The 19,295-nt window shown below is 68.0% G+C and carries 19 protein-coding genes; 10 read left to right on the forward strand and 9 right to left on the reverse strand.

The genetic code is table 11. From position 1 onward, the window contains the following. Positions 1–135 precede the first annotated feature (135 nt). The 6 genes from B1A87_RS19125 (at position 136) to B1A87_RS19150 (ending at position 5,744) form a co-directional block, all read left to right on the forward strand. Positions 136–1,437, forward strand: coding sequence for an MFS transporter (locus B1A87_RS19125; protein WP_078028301.1), 1,302 nt, complete (start codon positions 136–138; stop codon positions 1,435–1,437). A gap of 145 nt (positions 1,438–1,582) precedes the next feature. Then, positions 1,583–2,182 (forward strand): TetR/AcrR family transcriptional regulator, encoded by a 600-nt coding sequence (locus B1A87_RS19130; RefSeq protein ID WP_078028460.1) that lies wholly within the window; start codon positions 1,583–1,585, stop codon positions 2,180–2,182. A 287-nt stretch (positions 2,183–2,469) separates the two neighbouring features. Beyond that, a complete protein-coding gene (locus tag B1A87_RS19135) occupies positions 2,470–3,675 on the forward strand; it encodes an NADP-dependent malic enzyme (RefSeq protein ID WP_078028300.1) in 1,206 nt (401 codons plus the stop codon). A 158-nt stretch (positions 3,676–3,833) separates the two neighbouring features. Next, entirely contained in the window at positions 3,834–4,337 is a 504-nt protein-coding gene (locus B1A87_RS19140; protein ID WP_078028299.1) for a DUF456 domain-containing protein, read from the forward strand. 26 nt (positions 4,338–4,363) lie between these two features. Further along, the gene (locus tag B1A87_RS19145; RefSeq protein ID WP_078028298.1) at positions 4,364–5,326 is read left to right on the forward strand and encodes a hypothetical protein; all 963 of its coding nucleotides are present in this window, start codon (positions 4,364–4,366) and stop codon (positions 5,324–5,326) included. Positions 5,327–5,384: 58 nt separating this feature from the next. After that, positions 5,385–5,744, forward strand: a complete 360-nt coding sequence (locus tag B1A87_RS19150; protein WP_078028297.1) for a nuclear transport factor 2 family protein — start codon at positions 5,385–5,387, stop codon at positions 5,742–5,744. A gap of 7 nt (positions 5,745–5,751) precedes the next feature. On the opposite strand, the gene B1A87_RS19155 is transcribed toward B1A87_RS19150, so the two are convergent. After that, positions 5,752–6,399: a LysE family translocator gene (locus B1A87_RS19155; RefSeq protein WP_078028296.1), complete on the reverse strand. Its 648-nt coding sequence runs from the start codon at positions 6,397–6,399 to the stop codon at positions 5,752–5,754. Positions 6,400–6,503: 104 nt separating this feature from the next. Here B1A87_RS19155 and B1A87_RS19160 point away from each other — a divergent pair, with 104 nt between their 5' ends. After that, entirely contained in the window at positions 6,504–6,959 is a 456-nt protein-coding gene (locus tag B1A87_RS19160; protein ID WP_078028295.1) for an Lrp/AsnC family transcriptional regulator, read from the forward strand. A gap of 75 nt (positions 6,960–7,034) precedes the next feature. Here the strand turns inward: B1A87_RS19160 and B1A87_RS19165 are convergent, their stop codons facing one another. Together B1A87_RS19165 and B1A87_RS19170 are read right to left on the reverse strand one after the other, a co-directional pair. Further along, positions 7,035–9,755 (reverse strand): FG-GAP-like repeat-containing protein, encoded by a 2,721-nt coding sequence (locus B1A87_RS19165; RefSeq protein WP_078028294.1) that lies wholly within the window; start codon positions 9,753–9,755, stop codon positions 7,035–7,037. 186 nt (positions 9,756–9,941) lie between these two features. Continuing rightward, entirely contained in the window at positions 9,942–10,418 is a 477-nt protein-coding gene (locus tag B1A87_RS19170; protein WP_260680967.1) for an Lrp/AsnC family transcriptional regulator, read from the reverse strand. Between the two features lie 365 nt (positions 10,419–10,783). On the opposite strand from B1A87_RS19170, the gene gluQRS reads away from it, so the two are divergent. The 3 genes from gluQRS to B1A87_RS19185 are packed head-to-tail and all read left to right on the forward strand — an operon-like array spanning position 10,784 to position 13,403. Further along, positions 10,784–11,665, forward strand: coding sequence for a tRNA glutamyl-Q(34) synthetase GluQRS (gluQRS, locus tag B1A87_RS19175; protein ID WP_078028293.1), 882 nt, complete (start codon positions 10,784–10,786; stop codon positions 11,663–11,665). A 41-nt stretch (positions 11,666–11,706) separates the two neighbouring features. After that, a complete protein-coding gene (locus tag B1A87_RS19180; protein ID WP_260680968.1) occupies positions 11,707–12,387 on the forward strand; it encodes a phosphohydrolase in 681 nt (226 codons plus the stop codon). A gap of 2 nt (positions 12,388–12,389) precedes the next feature. Beyond that, a complete protein-coding gene (locus B1A87_RS19185; RefSeq protein ID WP_078028292.1) occupies positions 12,390–13,403 on the forward strand; it encodes an NADP-dependent oxidoreductase in 1,014 nt (337 codons plus the stop codon). Here B1A87_RS19185 and B1A87_RS19190 read toward each other — a convergent pair. From B1A87_RS19190 to B1A87_RS19215, 6 genes are all read right to left on the reverse strand, one after another. Beyond that, positions 13,381–14,640 carry a low temperature requirement protein A gene (locus tag B1A87_RS19190; RefSeq protein ID WP_078028291.1) on the reverse strand — a complete coding sequence of 420 codons (1,260 nt, stop codon included), beginning with the start codon at positions 14,638–14,640 and terminating at the stop codon, positions 13,381–13,383. The genes B1A87_RS19185 and B1A87_RS19190 overlap by 23 nt on opposite strands. A 28-nt stretch (positions 14,641–14,668) precedes the next feature. Beyond that, positions 14,669–15,319 (reverse strand): hypothetical protein, encoded by a 651-nt coding sequence (locus B1A87_RS19195; RefSeq protein WP_078028290.1) that lies wholly within the window; start codon positions 15,317–15,319, stop codon positions 14,669–14,671. A 31-nt stretch (positions 15,320–15,350) separates the two neighbouring features. Beyond that, positions 15,351–16,667, reverse strand: a complete 1,317-nt coding sequence (locus B1A87_RS19200; RefSeq protein ID WP_078028289.1) for an ATP-binding protein — start codon at positions 16,665–16,667, stop codon at positions 15,351–15,353. A 108-nt stretch (positions 16,668–16,775) separates the two neighbouring features. Next, positions 16,776–17,267, reverse strand: coding sequence for a universal stress protein (locus B1A87_RS19205; protein ID WP_078028288.1), 492 nt, complete (start codon positions 17,265–17,267; stop codon positions 16,776–16,778). A gap of 39 nt (positions 17,268–17,306) precedes the next feature. Then, positions 17,307–18,677 (reverse strand): MBL fold metallo-hydrolase, encoded by a 1,371-nt coding sequence (locus B1A87_RS19210; RefSeq protein WP_078028287.1) that lies wholly within the window; start codon positions 18,675–18,677, stop codon positions 17,307–17,309. A 218-nt stretch (positions 18,678–18,895) separates the two neighbouring features. After that, positions 18,896–19,144, reverse strand: coding sequence for an SCO4226 family nickel-binding protein (locus B1A87_RS19215; protein ID WP_078028286.1), 249 nt, complete (start codon positions 19,142–19,144; stop codon positions 18,896–18,898). Positions 19,145–19,295: the final 151 nt, after the last annotated feature.

Below are 19,295 nucleotides of genomic sequence, written 5' to 3' on the forward strand. Positions count from 1 at the left end.
TCCGGTTGATAGTAACGCGGGGTCACTTAACGCCCCATGAGACGCGGGAATCGGGCCTCAAATGACCCCGCGCTGCTGGTGGCTCCCACGATAGTCTGATTTCACACGATCAAAACGATCCAGGGGGAACCTGCCATGAGTCTGTCCGACATTCCCGGTGCAGTTCCCGATCCCGGGCTGGTGGGGACGCGATCGGCCACGGCACTCGCCGAACCGACGTCCCGCGTGACGCCGCTGTGGACCACGGGCGTGGTGCTGGTCAACCTGGGAATCAACGCCGCGTTTTTCGGTCCCATCCAGGTGCTCCTCAGCCAGCAGGCCGAACATTTCGACGCCGGCCAGAAGGAGGCCATCCTCGCGCTCGTGACCGGAGCAGGGGCGGCGGTCTCCCTCGTGGCCAACCCCCTGTTCGGCGCCTTCAGCGACCGCACCACGTCCCGCTTCGGCCGGCGCGTGCCGTGGGTCGTGGTGGGGGCCGTCCTGGGGGCGGCCGCACTGATAGGCCTGGCCGGGGCGCCGAACGTGGCGGTCATGACGCTGCTCTGGTGCCTCGTGCAGGCCGGATGCAACGGCGCCTACGCTGCCATCACCGCCGCCATTCCCGACCGCGTTCCGCTACCGCAGCGGGCCACGGTGGGCGGCCTTGCCGCGATGGGACAAACGGTGGGCATCCTCATTGGCGCGGTGATTGCCGCCGTCGTCAGCGGAAACTTCGCCCTGGGGTACATCGTTTGCGCGCTCGCGCTTTTGGCCGGCGTGGTGATGTACCTGTTCAAGAGCGCCGATGTGCCGCTCCCCGCCGGTGACAGGCCGCCGCTGAACTGGATCGATTTCCTGCTTGGCTTTGTCCGGCCGCTGCGGCACCCGGACTTCGCCTGGGCCTGGATCACCCGGCTGCTCGTCAATATCGGCAACCACATGGTCACCCTGTACCTGCTGTTCTTCCTCGCGGACGCTGTCCATCTGAAGGCGACCACCGGGATGGAGCCGGCCTTCGGCGTGCTGGTGCTGACCGGGCTCTACGCCGTGTTTGTGATCATCACGAGCGTGATCGGCGGCCGGCTCAGCGACCGCATGGGCAAGCGCAAGCCCCTGGTCATAGCCTCCTCCGTGATCATTGCGCTGGCGTCACTGATCCTGGCGTTCGCGCCGACGTGGATCGGCGGTATCGTGGGCGCCAGCGTCTTGGGGATCGGCTTCGGTGCCTACCTCGCGGTGGACTTCGCGCTCATCACCCAGGTGCTGCCGCACGCCGTTGACCGGGGCAAGGACCTCGGCGTCATCAACATCGCCAACTCACTGCCGCAGGTCATCGCTCCGGCCCTGGCGTGGCCGTTCGTGACCCTCTGGGGCGGCTACGTTTCGCTCTACGTCGCCGCGGCAGTGATCGGCTTGCTGGGCGCCGTGTTCGTCGTGAAGATCAAGGGCGTCGACTAGGTTTTCGCTTGGCTGTTCGCATTTCCCCTGCGTACCGCTGACGGATGGCGTCTGCGGCCGTGCCGTATAGTTGACTGCGAATGCGGGCGGGATCGGGATGGGGGTTCTCCTGGCTGCCGCAGGAATCTCAACCTCCGGACTGATGATGCTTGAATTTAATCCTGATCTTCCGCCCATGGCCGACCCGCCGTCCCTGCCCCGACAACAGCGCCGCTACGGCCGTATCCTCGAGGTCGCGGCCGGGTTCGCGCGCAAGGGGCTCAAATCGGTAACGCTGTCCGAAGTGGCCGCGAAGGCCGATGTCCCCCTCGGCACCCTGTACCGCTACTTCCCCTCCGCCACGCATCTGATGCTGGCCCTCTACCGGCACCAGCTGACTGAGCTCAAGGTGGGGAGTTGGCCGGGTGCGGGCACGGTCCGGATCCATGCGCTCTCCGGCGTGGTGATGGAAATCTTCCACATGCGGGTGATGCAGCCCGCCGTCGAACAGTGCCTCAACCAAGGCGTGTACCTCAAGGACAGGGACACCACGGTGCTGCTGCGCGAGATCGACGCCCTGGCCGAGCGTGCGGTCACCGCCGCCAGTGGCGACGCCGTCATCTCCCGGATCCTGCTGCTGACCGTCACCGGTCTAGTCCAGTCCGTCCGCTGCCGCCGCTTGTCGCTGTTCGAAGCGGAAGAAGACCTGAAGAAGGCCTGCACCCTGCTGGTGCCGCGTCCCCGTTCCATGCGCCACACAGCGTAACCGGTCTAGACCGCCAGCCCTTCTGAAGCGCAAAATTCGGTGAAATAGGCCACAGAACCCGCCAAAATCCACTGCATCCCGTCAAATGGCCGCCCCGTGGCCAAGCAGGCCGTTCCGGAGTGTTTACCATTGCAGGACCGGAGTGGCTAGCAACCCGTACCAGCGGGCTTCCGGACGGACCCCGCCACCCTTTGGGCCGTCAGCGAAGCGCGCACCCGACCATCTTGAGCCTCCAATGCTTGAGCCCACTGTGCCGTGCGCCCACGGCTAGCCCAGGAGACAACGACGTGTCCACTGAAACGATTGCCCCCACCGACAACACCGCGGCCGAAGCGCTGACGGACCAGGAAATCTTCGCGGCCCACGAGGGCGGCAAGCTCTCCATCGCCAGCACCGTCCCGCTCGCCAACAAGCGCGACCTCTCCATCGCGTACACCCCGGGCGTTGCCCAGGTCAGCCGCGCCATCCACGCCGACCCCAAGCTTGCCAAGACCCACACCTGGGCCCAGCGCCTGGTGGCGGTAGTCAGCGACGGCACCGCCGTCCTCGGCCTGGGAAACATCGGCGCCAGCGCCTCGCTGCCCGTCATGGAGGGCAAGTCCGCCCTCTTCAAGGCCTTTGGTGAACTGGACTCCATCCCGCTGGTCCTCAACACCACGGATGTGGACGAGATCGTGGAAACCCTTGTCAGGCTCCGTCCCAGCTTCGGCGCCGTCAACCTCGAGGACATCTCGGCGCCGCGCTGCTTCGAGCTGGAGGAAAAGCTCATCGAGGCCCTGGACTGCCCCGTCATGCACGATGACCAGCACGGCACCGCCGTCGTGGTCCTTGCCGCACTGACCGGAGCTGCCAAGGTCACCGGGCGCGAGCTCGAAGGCCTGCGCGTGGTCGTCTCGGGCGCCGGCGCCGCCGGCATCGCCGTCGCCGAAATCCTGCTCACTGCAGGCATCAGCGACGTCGTGCTGCTGGACTCCCGCGGCGTGATCAACGCCGAACGCCCGGACATCGCCGCGGACTCCGCCAGCAAGAAGGCCCAGATGGCGCAGCGCAGCAACCCCCGCGGCATCGCGGGCGGCCCTGCCGAGGCCCTGCTCGGCGCAGACGTTTTCGTCGGCGTCTCGTCCTCGAAGCTGGCCGAGGAACACCTGAAGCTGATGAACCACAGCTCTATCGTGTTCGCGCTGTCCAACCCGGACCCCGAAGTGCTGCCCGAGGTGGCCGCCAAGTACGCTGCCGTGGTTGCCACCGGACGCAGCGACTTCCCGAACCAGATCAACAACGTCCTGGCCTTCCCGGGCATCTTCCGCGGCGCGCTGGACGCCGGTGCGCGCCGCATCACGCCTGCCATGAAGCTCGCCGCAGCACGCGCCATCGCTGCCCTGGCCGAGGAGGGGCTGTCCGCGGACTACATCGTGCCCAGCCCGCTGGATCCGCGGGTGGCGCCGGCCGTCACGGCCGCCGTGGCCGCGGCGGCCGTGGAAGACGGAGTCTAACGGGCCTCTGCCTGAGAGCGGCTGCCGCCAACGGCAGCTGAGACGGCTGACTGAAGCCCGACGGCGGTGCCTCCCGTGCTGGGGAGGCGCCGCCGTCGTCGTTCCCCGGACGGGAACGCGGGACCGGAACTCCGGGACGGGAACCCTAGACTGGGGGAATGAACGCCCAGACCGTAGTGACCGTCCTGTGCGGCCTGGCCATCGTCGTGGGCGTGGCCGGCACCGTCATCCCCGTGCTGCCCGGCAGCTTCCTGATCGGCCTGAGCCTGCTGGCCTGGGCCATCTGGGGCGGCGAAGGCACCACCGGCTGGGTGGTTTTTGCCATCGGCATGGTCTTCGTGCTGGCCGGCATGGCGGCCAGCGCCGTGCTCGCCGGCCGCAAGCTCAGGCAGCACAGGATCCCCAACCGGAGCGTCGTGGCCGGCATCGTGCTGGGCATCGCGGGCATGTTCATCATTCCCGTGGTGGGGCTGTTCGTGGGCTTTGCCGCCGGGCTCCTGCTCAGCGAACTCCACCGAACGCGCGACTTCCGCACCGCCCTGACCACCAGCTGGGCGGCGCTCAAAGCCACCGGCCTGGGCATGCTCGCGGAGTTCGGGCTGGCCTGCCTGGCCGCCAGCACCTGGGTCATTGGCGTGTGGGTGGCCGCGGCTGCGGGCTAGATTCGCTGAGCTATTAGCATGGAGGAATGACCGCGGGGCAGATTCCAGGACCGATCTACCGCGACACCCGCGACCTCACGCCGTTTGGCGGCAGTCAGGTCCGCACCCCGGTGAAGGAAATTGCCGAGGGCGTCGGCGGGCTGCTCCACGGTGTGCTTGGCGGCAGGGACTCCGCGCGGATCAGCGTGGACGGCAGCGTCCCCAGGCTCAAGCTCCTCCCGGGCAAAGCCACCAAGGCCGTCTACGAGGCCATCTTCGCCAGCACCGACCCCAACCGGCTGATTGCCGCCGCCCGCGAGTACCCCGGCTGGGCGGGCCTCTGCTACGTGATGGCCGGGCTGCTCGCCCACAAGCAGGGCGGCTACCTGCGTGCCGTGGAACTGCTGCAGCGCGGCCTCAGCATCAGGAACGACGACGACGCGAACCAGTTCGCGGCCAGCTACCTGACGCGCGTGGTCACCCGGGTGGAAGTCGCCGAACGCGTCGAAGTGCCGGTGCTGTTCAGCGAGGAATCGGTGTTCCTGGCCCTGTCGCATGCGCTGCGCGAGACAGGGCAGACGGAAGCGGCGCTGGAGGCGCTCTCCATGCTGCCGCCGTCGCTGCCCACCGCCCTCGCGAAATGCGCGCTGGCCTACACCCTTGGGCGGGACCGCGAGGTTGTGGTCTGGACTGAAGGACTGCTCAACGCGGATGACCTCTCCGCCGCCCTGTTGCTGGTCCGGGCGCGTTCGCTGCGCCGGCTCGGCGCCCACGAGCCCGCGCAGCGGGCCCTGAAGGAGGTCCTGCGGCGGCGCAAAACCAGCATGGCCCTGCGCAACGACGCCCTGACTGACCGGGCCCTGCTCGCGCTGGATAACGGCCGCAAGTCCCTGAACCCGCGGGACTGGCGGCGCCGGCGTGCCGAGCTCGAGACATTCGAGGTCATCCGCAAGGACGTCGAGGAGCGCCGGCTCTGGGAGCAGGAGTGGAAGGAACTGGACGGGGACTGACGCCGCTGCCCGTCCTGTGGCCCTTGTGGGTGGCACGCTGCCGGGGTAGAACGGACAAATGACCGACGCAATCAACAGCTGGGTGGAAGCCTACATCCGGGCCTGGACCTCCAACGCGGCCGACGACATCCGGGCACTGTTCACCGAGGATGCCGTCTACGCCACCCGCCCGTATGACCCGGACGCCTGGCGCGGCCGGGAGCAGATCGTGGAGAAGTGGATCGAGTCCGCAGACAAGCCCGAGGACTGGAGGTTCGAGTGGTCCGTCCTGGGAACCGACGGCGACCTCGCCTTCGTGCAGGGACGCACCACCTATCTCGATGACAGGCCGAGCTACGAGAACCTCTGGGTGATCCGGCTTGGCGCGGACGGACGGGCCAGCGCCTTCACCGAGTGGTTCATGGAGCGCAAGGCCTGAGGGTCGGCTAGGCCAGGTCCGCGATGAGCGGGAGTAGCTGTTCGGAGAGCAGTACCGCGCCGAGGCACACCATGATGATCCCGCTGGTCAGTGTCACCTTGCGGGCGGCGCCCGGCCGGGAATGCAGAAGCTTCCGCGACAGCAAGGCGACGCAGGTGTAGACGATGGCTGCCAGCAGCACGAACGTCAGGCCGAGCAGTCCCGACTGCACCGGTACGGGCAGCGGCGCCTCGGCGCTGACGAACTGCGGCACGAGCGCGACGTAGAAGAGCAGGCCCTTGGGGTTGATTCCGCTGGTCCCCATGCCTTGGAGGAAGGTTCGGAGCTGGTTCTGCCCGGGGTTGTCGGCGGCGGCCGCCGCGGTGAAGCTCGCGCCCCGCCAGGACCTGATGGTGGCGGTCCCCAGCCACAGCAGGTAGGCGGCGCCGGCAACGGTGATCCAGCCCAGGACTCCGGGCATGCCGGCAAGGAGGGCTGCCAGGCCCGCCACCATAAGGACGGTGTGCAGGACGTAGCCGCTGCACAGGCCGGCCACCGCGGGGACAAAACTGCGCCGCCCCAGGCCCGCCGTGATGGAGTAGGCCCAGTCCACCCCGGGGGTGCAGGCGAGGGCGGCGGCGACCACCACGAACGCTAGGAATAGCTGAAGATTCACGCTGGGCTCCTGACTGAGGGTTACAGGAAAAAGCCTAGGCAAATCACCGCCATAAGTGTTCACTGTTTTCGCCCAGATCGCCGCCTGGCGGGTAAGATTTTTGCGTGATCGACCATATCGACAGAAATATTTTGCGCTACCTCAAAGAGGACGGGCGGATGACTGCCACGGCCCTCGCTGCGAAGGTGGGCCTGACCGTGGCGCCGTGCCACCGCCGGCTCCGGGACCTGGAGTCGTCCGGCGTGATCCGCGGCTATAAAGCGGACATTGACCCGGCCGCCGTCGGGCTCGGTTTTGAGGCGATCGTCTTCGTGACCCTGCGGCAGGTGGACCGGCCCACCATGGAGATCTTCGAGAACCGCGTGGCAGGGAATCCCAACATCGTGGAGGCCCAGCGGCTGTTCGGCTCCCCGGACTACCTGCTGAAGGTGATTGCCGCGGACCTTCCGTCCTATCAGCGCTTCTACGACAGCGAGCTGACGTCCCTCCCGGGCGTGGAACGGCTGACGTCGACGCTGGTGATGAAGAACCTGAAGTCGAACGCAGGCCCGCCCGTCTGAGCACGCTCCAGCGTTAAATGCGGCCGGCCGCGGAAGGTGACTTCCGCGGCCGGCCCGTTGTTGTCGGCCCCGGGCTCAGCGGGGATTCAGGACAACGTTCTGGAGGGCGCCCGTTCCCGTGCCCGTATGGAGCCAGAGCGTCCCGTCGGGCGAGGTGGAGAGGATGTTCGGGTTGGCTGTTCCGGCGAACCTGCCCACGCTGGCCAGTGACTGGAAGGCGTTCCAGCCGGCGCCGAGCTGCTTGCGGGCCAGGAAGCCGGAGGCTCCGTTGCCGGGGTAGAGCCAGAGGTTGCCGTCAGCGGTGCGGGCCATGAGGTCGGCCTTCCCGTCGCCGTTGAAGTCGTTCGCGGCAATCACCTGGTCGAAGATCCCCCAGCCGGAGCCGATCTCCTTGCGTGCCAGGAATCCGCCGGTCCCGTTCCCGGGGTACAGCCAGAGCTTGCCGTCCGCGGACTGGCCGATGACGTCGTTGCGTCCGTCGCCGGAAAAGTCGCCCGGTGCCAGCATCCGCGTGAAAATGCTCCAGCCGCTGCCGATCTTCTTGGGCGTCAGGAAGGTTCCCTTCCCGTCGGTCGGGTAGAGCCAGAGCGAGCCGTCGGCCTGCCGGGCCACCAGGTCCGGGCCGCCGGCGCCGTTGAAGTTGCCCGCGGAGATCACTTGGTCAAAGCCCTGCCAGCCGCTGCCGATCTGGCGGGCGGCGCGGAACCCGCCGGAACCGTTTCCGGAGTAAAGCCGCAACGCGCCGTCCGCGGAACGGGCCAGGACATCCGGTTTACCGTCGCCGTCAAAGTCGCCGGCCTCCCAGACCTGGCTGAAGGAGTTCCAGCCCGAACCGATCTTGAGCTTGGCTGCGAACCCGCCGCCGCCGTTTCCGGGATACGCCATGAGGGCGCCGGTCTTGCTGGCAACCAGAACGTCCGTGTGGCCGTCGGCGGTGAAGTCCTGGCCGCCCATCAGGTCGGCCGCGCCGTTCCAGCCCGTCGCTAGGGTGGTGCGCGCCAGGAATCCGCCCGTTCCGGTGCCCGGGTAGAGGTACACGGTGCCGTCGCTGCTCCGTGCCAGCAGGCCGGGGGCGCCGCCGGCGAGCCCGCCGGCGCCCGCCAGGGCAGTGAACCCCTGCCAGCCGGTTCCCACGAGTTTTGCCGGCAGGAAGCCGCCGGTCCCGTTGCCCGGGTACAGCCACAGTGATCCGTCGGCGCGCATGCCGATCAGGTCGCGGCGCTGGTCGCCGTCGAAATCGCCGGCCGCGATGATGCGCTTGAAGATGTCCCAGCCGGACCCGATCTGCTTCCGTGCCTGGAAGCCGCCGGTGCCCGTGCCCGGGTACAGCCAGAGGGCGCCGTCGGAGGTCCGTGCAATGAGGTCACTGCGGCCGTCACCGTTGAAGTCGCCGTCGCCCAGGACCGTGTTGAAGGCGTTCCACCCGATGCCGATCTTGACCGGTGCGCCCAGCTTGTTTCCGGCCTGGCCGGCGAGCAGGAGCAGTGAGCCGTCGGCTTCGCGTGAGATGGCATCTGCGCGGCCGTCGCCGTTGATGTCGCCGGCCGAGAACTGGATTTTGGTGCGCAGCGCGAGGTCGGCGTCGATGGTGACGGTGGCCGAAGCGGCCGTGACGGCGTTGATGGTCACCCGTGTCCCGGCGTGGGTGGTGAACGTGCGGCCTGCCTGCCAGGCGTGGTTGGGGCTGTAATAGCCGCTGAACGGAATGGTGGACGGCATCAGCGTCAGGGACGACGACGGGGTAGCCCCGCCGCGCTGGACGATCTTGACGCCGCGGTTGCCTGCGGACCCCGACGCGAGGTAGGAGTCATAGCCGGCCGGCTCCCTCAGCTCAAGGTAGTAGACCTCCCGGCTGACGGGATCGGTGAACTTCACCGCGCGGCCTGCGCCGGTTCCGCCCCACGGTTTCAGCGTGTAGCTTTTCACGCCGGCGGCGACGCCCAGGTCGCGGATTTCGTTGCCCAGGCCGAGGCCCCTCCAGTCCCAGAAAGGCGAGCTGATCACCGGCATGCTCGGGTGCGATGCGCCCATGAGGTCGGTGGTGTCGCCGTATTCACGGATGTAGCAGGAGGAATCGGTGAACTGTCCGGTGCTGGTGGTGCCGACGTCGGACGCGCCGCTGCTGCACTGCAGTGCGTCGGCATGCATGGACCCCAGAACGTGGCCGAACTCGTGCGCGATCACGCTGCTGGTGTAGGTGCTGATCTGGGGCATCAGCACGCGCCCGCTGTTGCCGTTGCTGCTGTAGCCGGCGCCCAGGGCGCCGGAGGACAGCGTGGCGGTCGGGACGAAGACGACGAGCGCGGTGTTAGCGCTGTAGGCCCACTTCAGCTCGCTGGTAATCGTGTTGATGACGTCGTAGTAGGACTGCGTCGACTTGGCGGCGGACAGGAACCCTGTGGTGCGGCTGGTGACGGTCATGGAGATGCGGCCGTTGGACATCGCCTTCCAGTAGTTGCTGGAAGCCGCGACGGCCTGCTCGGCCGAGGCCAGGGAAACGGTGTTCCTGTTGTCAGCCAGCTTGGCGATCACCAGTTTGACGTTGATCGGCGCCGCGGCCGTACCCCCCGCCTCCGTCTGCAGGGCGAGTCCCGTGGGAAGCCCGTCCATGGGCACCCCGGGGGCCGACTCGTACACGTGATCCCCGTGCGGGGTCCCCTCGATGAACTGCGCAGCGGGACCGTCCACTGCTGGATCGGCCGCCGCCAGTGACGGGCTGGCCGGGAGGGCGACAAGCCCCGCGGCGAGCACCAGCAGGCCGGTGGCAGAGGCGATGGAACGGGAAATTAAGCGCATGGAGTTCCTTATTGAGACCGAACCCTGGCGGAGACCTTGGGGTGGAGGGCGCAACGGCCGGCCGCGACGCGCTGCAGGCTGATGCAGGATCAGGCTACAGTCGGCACCGCAGGACAGGCGGCAGAATAGCCGCAGTTTTATCCAATGATTTGCACAAGATCGGAGTGGCGCGCGGAATGTCGCCCCTCAGTCGCCTAAAAGCCCCGTGGTCCGGTAAGGAATCACTTCGCGCAGAAACATGCTCGTGGACGTACGCACGATGCCCGGGCACAGCCGGATCTCCTCGGAGACCCGGTACAGGTCATCCGGGCTGGTGGCCACCACCCGGATCAGGAGGTCGGTGTCCCCGGCCGGGGCATGGCACTCCAGCACCTCCGGGATCTCGCGGAGGGCCGCGATGGCCTCGTTGAGGTGGCTCTGGTCCAGTTCAGCGCTCACCGCTGCCGCCACACCCCGCCCCAGGGCGGCGGGAAGCACGCGGCTGCTGTTGGGACGGAGCGCGCCCGACGCCGTCATCCGCTCCAGGCGTGACTGAACGGTTCCGCGGGCCAGTCCCAGGCGCTGGGCCAGCACCATGATCGGCGCCCGCGGATCCTCGTCCAAGGCGGCCAGGATCCGCCGGTCGGTGGCATCGAGCTGCTGCAATCTGATCACTTCCTGCATATCAGGGACCCTGGAGTTGGTCAGATTGACCATCTCAGGCAATGCCTGTTGCGCCAACTGTATGACTTCTGCTCAAATTGTGGCAACAAGGGCAGCGGCCACCGCCAACGCCCGCAGGCTACAGGTCCCCGGCACACCACCCGGCCCCTGGACCACGCTTCCCGCAAGGAAGCCGCCGCTGATTGACACTTGTTCACGCATCGTCTGTCCGCAAGCAGTGCCACGGTTCGAGGGATGGAGCTCCGATACGGAGCTCTGAAGCCCGGATCCGGCACGGCAAGAGCCCCTGAGCCACCGAGCCCGGTATTTGCCGGAGTGCGCGGTAGCTGAGGGGCTCTTGTGTTGTTCGGCATAGGCTGGAGGGCATGACCAGCGCTGGCCGTTTCGCCCCCAGCCCGTCCGGTGAGCTGCACGTCGGCAACCTCCGGACGGCCATCCTTGCGTGGCTCTTCGCCCGTTCCACCGGCCGGCGCTTCCTGCTGCGCGTCGAGGACCTGGACCGGGCCCGCGCCGGGGCGGAGGCTGAGCAGCTCCGCGATCTGGCGGCCGTCGGCGTGACCTGGGACGGCGATGTCGTGCGGCAGACCGACCGTGAACCGCTTTACTCGGCGGCGATCGCCGGGCTCGCGGCCGATGGGCTCACTTACGAATGCTTCTGCACGCGCCGGGAGATCCAGGAGGCGCCGTCCGCGCCGCATGCGCCGCAGGGCGCCTACCCGGGGACGTGCAGGGGGCTGTCGACGGCAGAACTCGAGTTCAGGCGGTCCACCCGCCCCGCCGCCATCCGGCTGCGGTCCTCCGTCGCGGAATGGGCGGTCCACGACACCCTGCACGGGGCCTACGCGGGCATGGTGGACGACTTCGTGCTGCGCCGCAACGACGGCGTGACGGCTTACAACCTCGCCGTGGTGGTGGACGATGCCGATCAGGGCATCGACCAGGTGGTCCGCGGGGACGACCTCCTGCCGTCCACGCCGCGGCAGGCATATCTCGCCTCGCTGCTGCATATGTCGATTCCGGAATATGCGCACGTCCCGCTGGTGGTCAACGCCGACGGCGCACGGCTGGCGAAGCGCGACGGCGCGGTGACGCTGGCAGACCTGGCCGCCGTCGGGGTTTCCCCCGACGCCGCCCGCCGGACGATCCTGGAATCGCTGGGGCTGCCCGGCGAGAGCCTGGAGTCGGCGCTTGACGCGTTTGATCCCGCATCGCTGCCGCGGGAGCCGTGGGTGTGGCCGGGCGTCTAGTTGGTGCCCGCGGAGTTGGTGCCGGTGGGTACGCTGAATACATGCCAGAACAAGGATTGCCGGAAGCACGCTTCACCGTAGAGACCGCCAAGGTCCTCGCCGAAGTGGCGCACAACCGCCAGAAGGACAAGCTCAAGCGCCCGTACCGCGAGCACGTTATCGCGGTCGGTGATGCGCTCGCCGATTTCGACGACGACATCCGGATCGCCGGCTACCTCCATGACATCGCGGAGGACACGCCCATCACGCGGCAGGCGCTGCTGGACATGGGCGTCTCGGAGCGGGCGGTGGGCATCATCGAGCGGGTCACCAAGCGGCTGCACGACAACCCGGACGATTACGAGGCCGGCATCCGTTTCATCGCCGAGGACCATGATGCCACCCTGGTGAAAATCGCCGACAACGCGCACAATTCCCTGCCCGAACGGGTGAAGGCGCTGGCCGAGAAGTGGCCGGACAAGCCGCCGGTGACGCGCTATGCCGACGCCCGTCCCGTGCTGTACGCAGCCGTTCCCGAGGCCGAGATCCGGATGATCCTGGCGAGGGTGAACCCTTGGCTGCTCGAGGAACTGGACGACCGCCTGGACGAGGCGGACGACACCGACTACGAGAATCTGTCCTACGAAGACGCCCCGCAGGTCGGGCCTGCCGCGACCCCCGAGCCTGAGCCGCCGGTCGAGCCTGTCGGCACCCCCGGGACGGACGGCGCACCCAGGGACTAGCCATGCTGGCCTACGTCCTCACCCGGTACGGCGGGGCAGACGCCATGGAACTCCGGGACGTCCCCGAACCGCATCCCGGACCCGGCGAGGTGCGGATCCGGGTCGCTGCCGCGGGGCTCAACCCGGTCGACTACAAGCTGCGCCAGGGAAAGCTGCGGGCCATCAGCTCCTACAGGCTTCCCATCATCGCCGGCTGCGAGGTGGCCGGAACGGTGGACGCCGTCGGACCCGGAACGGGCGGTTTCGAAATCGGGGACCGCGTGTATGCGCGCGTCGACAAGGCCACCCTCGGCGCTTTTGCAGAGCTTGTGTGCATTGATCAGGCGATCGTCGCCGCCATGCCGGCGTCGCTGGGATTCGCCGAAGCGGCGGGACTGCCGCTGGCCGGCCTGACCGCGCTTCAGGCCCTGCGCGACGAACTCGCCGTCGGGAAGGGCACCAGGCTCTTCATCTCCGGTGGCGCAGGCGGCGTGGGAACGCTGGCGATCCAGCTGGCCAAGCACTTCGGTGCCGAGGTGACCACCACGGCGTCCCCGCGCGGCGACGAACTGGTGCGGAGACTCGGCGCGGACCGCGTGATCGATTACACCCGGAAACGCATAGCCGACGAACTGCCGGACTATGACGCCGTGCTGGACCTGGTGGGCGGCGACACGCTGAAGCAGTCTTTCCGGATCCTCAAGCCGGGAGGCAGGGTGGTGTCGATCGCGGGAGTCCCCGAGCCGCTGACCGCGCGGAAGGACCTGGCCGCCCCCGGCTGGGTCGCGGCGCTCTTCTGGGCCATCAGCCTTCCGGTCCGGTTGCGGGCAAGGCGGGCGCGCGCCGGCTACCGCTACCTCTTCATGCATCCCAGCGGGGATGACCTGCGCTTCCTCGCCGCGCTGGTGGGTGAAGGGGCGCTTCAGCCCGTCGTTGACAGCGAGTATCCGTTCGGCGGCATCGCTGACGCCTTCGCCGCCCTGGAGAATGGGCGCGCCAAAGGGAAAATCGTGGTCATTCTGCCGGCGCCACGGTAGCCCCGCCTTCCAAGTGCTCCAATGCGGCGGCCAGCCGCTCCGTGCCGCGGCGCTCATCAATGACGATGGACGCGGCAAGAGCCAGGACAATCACCATCAGGCAGACGGGCAACGAAACCCCGGCTTCGGCGAGGGCAACGGCGCCGGCCAGCACCGCCACCACTCCGGCGGCGACGGCAATGACGGTGCGGTCCGCGCAGATCATGACGCTGAACAGCCAGGTCAGGGAGAGTTTGAACAGCGCTACGGGGATTGCAATGCTGGCAACCGCCACGGCGGCGCTGATGTGCGCCCCATGGTCGATGTAGTAGGCGGCCACATGCAGTCCGGCGCCCGTCGCGGCAATGGCAGCGAAGACCGGCATGTGCCCGTAGCCGAAGAAGAATGAGCGGTGCCGCTGGAGGTGCAGGGCCTGGCCGGCGGGCAGGATGAAGTAGATCCACCACATGCTGAAGGCCAGCGCTGTTCCGCCGAACCCCACCAGCGCCGCATCGACGCTCCAGCCATGGTTGGCCACGATGGCGCGGAGGGTTTCGATCGCGCCGATCAGGCATTCGCCGAGGGCGATGATGGCGAGTAGCCCGTAGCGTTCGGCGATGTGGTGCGCGTGCCACGGGGTCCGCATTGACCGCTCGGCGACGTAGGGCGTGGCCATTTCCAGCACGTAGAGGGGGACGATCATCAGGATGGTCGTCGGTAGGTCGGCCTGAATGATCAGCACCGCGATCCAGCCGAGCTGCACCGTGCCAAGGTAGCTCGCGTACCGCAGGCAGGTCTGGCGGCGGGCCGGGTCCTGCCGCGCCGCGCGCAGCCATTGGAAGACCAGGGCAAGGCGCATGATCACATAGCCGCCCACGATCACGGCGTTGTCCACATGGTCGCCGGCCACGAGCGAGCGGAACAACGGCTCGATGCCCATGGCGAGAATCAGCACGCCCAGGAGCTGGACCATGGTGACCACCCGGAAGACCCAGTCGTCGGTGTCGTAGGCGCTGGCGAACCAGGTGAAGTTGATCCAGGCCCAGATCACGGCGAACATCGCGAAGGAGAAGCCGAGCAGTCCCGCGCCGAAGTGGGCTTCGGCGATCTCGTGGGCGAACTGGCTTCCCGCCACCCCGAACGCAATGACAAACGTGAGGTCGAAGAATAGTTCCAGCGGCGTGGCAGTCCTGTGTTGCTCGTGGGGATTGCGGCCGCCCATGCGGGCTGCGGCATGCCGCAGCGGGTTCGGAGACATGGCTCAAAGAGTAGCGCCGGGGCGGCCTCTATTCCAACGGATCGCGAGGACCGGCGTAACGGGGCGGGAAGGAGCCGGTCCGGGCCAGCCACAGCAGGCCGATGTAGGCAACATCCAGCACACTGCAGAGCGCGCCGACGCCAAGGACCAGCGGTGAATTCCCGTACCAGCCGAACACCACCGTGGGGGCCAGCGTGCCGATCCATTTCGCCACCGCGATGACGAGCGATTGGCCCCGGCTGCCGCCGCGCGCCACGAACATCGCGATGAACAGGCCGGACATCAGCAGGTTCTGCAGGAAGGCGGCATAGCGGGCGGCGTCGTCCCAGCCGAACTCCACCACGAACAGCAGCTGCACCGCCATGGCCGTGACGCCCAGCAGCACCGCCCAGCCGATGAAGAGCCGCCGGGTGACCCAGGACGGCAGCTCCGCCCTCCCGAACCTTAGGAACGTGTACACGATGAGGACGTCGGCCACTCCCCACACGATGTTGAAGACGCCCTGGGCGGTAATCCCGGTGGCCACGGAATGCGAGGCGTGGACCACCTCCCAGGCGAAGTTCAGGGCCAGGGCCGCCGCCGGGATGGCGTAGGTGCGGCCGCGGAAGCCGATCCGGATGGCCTCTGCGTACACCACGGTCCAGGCCAGCCCGCTCACAACCGTCAGGAACAGGATCACGGCGCCTCCTTCCCGTGGCGGCAGGGCAGCCCTACACCCGGCCGAGTGCCTCGATGTCCTCGAGGAAGGTCTCGTGCACCTCGTCGCTGACGGTGGTCCGGGTATCCGCGATGGCATCGAGATAGTCCTGCGTGGCGGGGCCCTTCCGGACGGCCTCGCGGACAGCCACGGTGCCCCCGGACGCCAGCCCGCCGTCGTCGTACACCGCTTTTTCCAGCGCACGCTGGGAGGCGCTGCGGGCGGCGTATTCGATGTCCGCGGGGGAGAAGCCCTCGGTGCGGTCCACCAGAAGCTCCACGTCGACGTCGTCCACCACGGCGGCGGGGATGAAGCGCTGCCACATGGCCTCGCGGGCCTGGCGGTCCGGGAGCCCGATGGGGATGACGTAGTCGAACCGGCCGTGGCGCAGGAACGCGGTGTCCAGGGCGCGGATGAAGTTGGTGGCGCAGACCAGCAGGCGGCCCGGCTGTTCGCGGAAGGCCGGGATGATCTTGAGGAGTTCGTTGGTGACGCCCTGCAGCGGCGACGGGGGCTCGCCCGAGCGCTGCGAGGCGATCTCCTCCACCTCGTCGATGAACACCACGGCGTGCTCCAGCTCGGCGATCTCCAGGAACGTCTCGCGCAGCGCCCCGGCCAGGCCCTTGGGATCGGAGGCCAGCCGGGAGGGGAACACCTCCACGAACGGCCACTCCAGACGGGACGCGATTGCCTTGGCGAAGGTGGTCTTTCCGGTGCCGGGCGGCCCGAACAGCACGACGGCGCGCGGCGGCACCACGCCGTACTCGTCCGCCAGGTCCGCCTCGGCCAGCGGCAGCACGAGGCGCCGTTCCAGCAGCTCCTTTTCGCGGCGCATGCCGGCCACGTTCTCCCACAGGTCCCGGGCCAGGATGCGGCCGCCCAGCAGGCCCAGCGGCTCAAGCTCCTGGCGCTGGACTGGGATGGTGCGCTCGAAGTAGCGCAGGTTCTTCTTGAGCATGAACCCCCGGCTCAGGAAGGCCTCCACCCTGGTTTCCGACTCCGGCATGAGGGCGGACAGCTTGTTGAGCCCGTGTGGCGCCATCCGGTTCTCGACGGCGGCCAGCAGCGACGTTCCGATCCCGCGGCCGCGGTACTCGGGCAGCGTGGCCAGGAAGACGATCCAGCCTTGGTCGTGCGCGGCACGTCCGACGGCGGCGCCCACCACCTGATCGCCCAGCACCGCCACGACGGCGTGGTCCTTTTCGCAGGACGCGAGCACTTCGGAGAGCGCGTACACGGGTTCAACGTTGGTGGCCTTCAACGACTCCCAGAGGTGCAGGATGCCGTCCAGGTCCGCTGAGTGGAAATCCCTGATCCGCCAATTGGTCATGAAGTGTCTCCCGGATGGTTCGTCGCTGAGCCAGTTTGAGTCTGTCTGCTGAGCATATGCGAACCGGCCGGGCAGGGGGTTGCGCGCGCGTTGCGTTACGCGGGCCGGTCAGCCCTTGGCCGGGTCGCGGTTCTTGGCCTTGGAGCCCCACCAGAGATGGTGGGGCCGGTGGCTTTCCTTCACATGCACCACCAGGACCGGGCAGTCGGCATGCGAGACGCAGGCTGAGCTCACCGACCCCAGATGCAGGCCCAGGAATCCGCCGTGCCCCCTGCGGCCCACCACCAGCATTCGTGCTCCTGCTCCAGCCTCCACCAGCTTCTCCGGTGCGGGGCCGCGCACCAGCTCCGTGGTGAGGCCCTCGGGGGCGTCCGGTCCGAACGCCTTGTCGACGGTTTCCGCCAGTATTTTGGCGGCGGAGGCCTCGAACGCGTCGAAGTCCGGCGGCACATAGCCGGCGTACATCTCGGGAAAATTCCAGCAGGCCACGGCGTGAACCCGTGCGTCCAGGGCGGGCGCAACCCGGGCCGCGTAGCGCAGCGCCTCTATGGAGGACTCCGAACCGTCCACGCCGACAACCACTTTGCCTTCAGCATCCATCACCGTTCTCCTTTGACATGTGGATCCTCGATAAGCCGTTTAGAGTCTCTGCGCCTGTTGCAGGTGCATCGGAACACCCGCCGCTGCGGCTTCCCGGAACCGGGCGTCAATGTGCACCACGTCCCGGCCTTCCCTCTGCAGCAGGCTGGCCGCCACGCCGGCCCGGTAGCCGGAATTGCAGTGCACCCAGATCCTGCCGGGCGGAAGTTCGTCCAGGCGTCCCAGCAGTTCGTGCAGCGGCACGTTGAGCGCATCGGCCACGTGGGATGCGTCAAACTCCTCCGTGCGCCTGACATCCAGCACCGTGTCGCCGGCGGGTTTTTCGGCGACCACGGCGGCCCACCCGGCCCGGGGGTAGGAGGCGACGGCGGCCCCCGGCGCCAGTGCGTGGGGCTCCGTGCCGACAGCGGCGTCCGGGCGGTCGATACCGATGCGGGAGAGGTCCCGGATGGCGCTCCGCAGATCCTTGCGGTCGCCCACGAGGGTCAGTTTCTCTCCCCACGGCAAGACCCAGCCGAGGTACGAACTGAAACTGGACCCGGACCCATACTCGAAGCTCACGGTTCCCATCAGGTGGCTGCTCGCGAACAGCACCCGGCGACGGAGGTCCACCACCCACTCGCCCCTCGCCAGCCGGCTGACGAGTTCAGCGCCGTCCAGGGATTCTGGCAGGCTCAGGTCCGCGGGCTCTGGGCCGGTCATGTTGATCGGGGCCATGTGGGCGTAGTAGGAGGGATAGGCCGAAAGGTTGGCCATCAGTTCGGCCACAAAATGCTCGGGGTCCGGATCGGTCAGGGCGTGGTTGGTGGCGCGTTGCTCCCGGATGGTGGACGCCGCCGCGCCCGTCGCCGGGCCGGTAGAGCAGAATGAGCCGAAACCGTGGGTCGGGAACAGGGCGGCGTCGGGACCGGCCTCGTCAGCCAGCCGGCGCACCGAGGCGTACTGGTCCCTGGCCAGCCCGGCCGTATCCGCGGGGCCGGCCAGGTCCGTGCGGCCCACCGAGCCGTAGAGCAGGCTGCCGCCGGAAAAGACAGCCTTGGTGCGCCCGTCCGTGACCACGTAGGACAGGTGGGTGTGCGTGTGGCCGGGCGTGGCCACGGCCCTGAGGGAGAAGCCGCCGATCTGCACGGTCTGTCCGTCGGTGATGGGCTCGCGCTCGAATGCCACGGAATCCGCGGCGTTGACCAGGTACTTTGCGCCGTGGGCGCGGGCCAGGATCAGTCCGCCGGTGAGGTAGTCGTTGTGGACGTGCGTCTCGGCGACGTGGGTGATGGCCACGCCTGCCTGCCGCGCGGCTTCCTCGATGCGGTCCGTGTCCCGCTGGGCGTCGATCACCAGCCCAACTCGGCCGTCATGGACCAGGTAGCTGCGGTCCCCCAGCTGCGGGGTTTCGATGACGACGACGTCCATTGATCCCGGTCCTTCGACGTTCCGCGGCCCGCGCGCCTTCGTGCGCCCCCGGATTCTTCAATCGTAGGCCGATTGGCGGCGGAAACGGCCCGTCGCACGGGAAACTCTGGCATTTCTGCACCACTTTGCCGGGCCGCCCGGGTGTGGAGGCCCGGAACCACGGCCCGGGCCGCCCGGGAACGGCGAATAGCGGAGCAGAAATGCCGGGAAGGTTGTTTTCAGACCTTAATGGGGACTGGATGTATCTCGTCTGCCGGGTGGCCGGTACGTTCGTGTATGCGCCTCACCGCGTCCGCCGACGGGGCCTCGGACAGGCAGTAGACGACGCCTGATTCGGGGTCACCCCAAGCCGTCTTAAACACGACGCCTTCCTCGCTTTGAATCGCCAGGTCCGCATCGTGTGCAGCTTGAAGGTCCTCCTTGGTCAGTCCAGTCATGTTGCGATGGACATCCATGAATTCCGGCATGATGACACTTCCTTATTAGGGCTTGATGATGGTGCAGGGTGCGGCCAAGCTACGCCCGCGCCAGCCCGGGGGTCAAGAAGCAAAACGCCGACGGCGGCGCCCGGCTAAGTTGCCAGGGAACCCGGGTGCCCCAGGGGTGGTGCAGGAACCC

Source organism: Arthrobacter sp. KBS0703 (assembly GCF_002008315.2).
Taxonomy (GTDB): Bacteria; Actinomycetota; Actinomycetes; order Actinomycetales; family Micrococcaceae; genus Arthrobacter.